Here is a 1,026-nt window from a genome sequence, read left to right on the forward strand (position 1 = left end):
AGCTGTTTGTACAACGACTCGATAGCCCATCTTAGGCGGTAGATTTCAGCAATGTCCTCAACAGTAAAGTCAAAGTTGTTGGTCAATAGTACAACAGGTCTCTTTGTCTCGTAAAATATCTCCACCCTTCGTGCCTCGTGGGTGAGTTCTCCTCTTGTAAAAAGCACTTTCTGATCAATATGCGTTACGAGGCCCTCTGCATTGACATACGTAACGGATTTAAGTACCTCATACTTAAGGTTTTTCTTCATTTTGGTCACGTAGCAAACGCCCTCTTCTGTAAGACGTTGGAATTGCGCGACATCGACATAACCACGGTCCATTGCTAAAGTGGCGTCTTTGGGCAGATGCACCTCTTTGAGCAGGTAATGGTCGTGTTTTGCAGCTGAAGTGAGTTGCACCACCATTGGCACGCCGACATGATACTTCATTACCGTATGCACTTTCATACCGCCTTTCTTCTTGCCTGATTTTGGATGCCGCCCGACACCTTTGAGTATGTTGTCAAAGAGCGTTATAGTGGTAGAATCCATCATGTAAAGCAACTTCTCCCAGTCTTTAGGCTCGTGCGTCTGCCCCTTATAGCACTTGGAAGGGCGGCTGTCCGCTAAAAATTTGGCATACTTCTCCAAAAGATACGCATAAACACTTGCAAAGAACTCCTGAGGGCGGCGTATATTGGCCTCAGCAAGCGTGCTGCGACGAACCAAATAGCTCATTCCGAGGTGTCTGAGCTTGTGAGCCTCAGCCTTCATGCCTATCTCAAGTTCGCGCAGAGAATCAAAGTGTTTGAGTATGCCGAACAGCATTACGACGAGATGTTGGTAGCCGTCAAAGCGCTTCACGTAAGCCTCGCTTCCTTTCGTTTCGCAGCTTATCTGAAGAATTTTCTCTTTGTCGAGTAACTTTAATACTTGACTATAGACCGGCTGTCCGGTAAAATGACTATCTTTGTTCATGGTTATGTTTTATTTTAGTAAAGACAAAGATAACCAAAAGGGCTGACACCTCGTGAGATGTGTCAGC

The 1,026-nt window shown here is 45.7% G+C and carries 1 protein-coding gene; it reads right to left on the reverse strand.

Annotation, left to right across the window (positions count from 1 at the left end; all coding sequences use genetic code 11):
- On the reverse strand, window positions 1-959 hold a 959-nt coding region (locus tag CZ367_RS13995), incomplete at its 3' end, for an IS4 family transposase (protein ID WP_077197565.1).
- Window positions 960-1,026: the final 67 nt, after the last annotated feature.

Origin of the sequence: Prevotella ihumii (genome assembly GCF_900155655.1) — a bacterium.
GTDB classification, from domain to species: domain Bacteria; phylum Bacteroidota; class Bacteroidia; order Bacteroidales; family Bacteroidaceae; genus Prevotella; species Prevotella ihumii.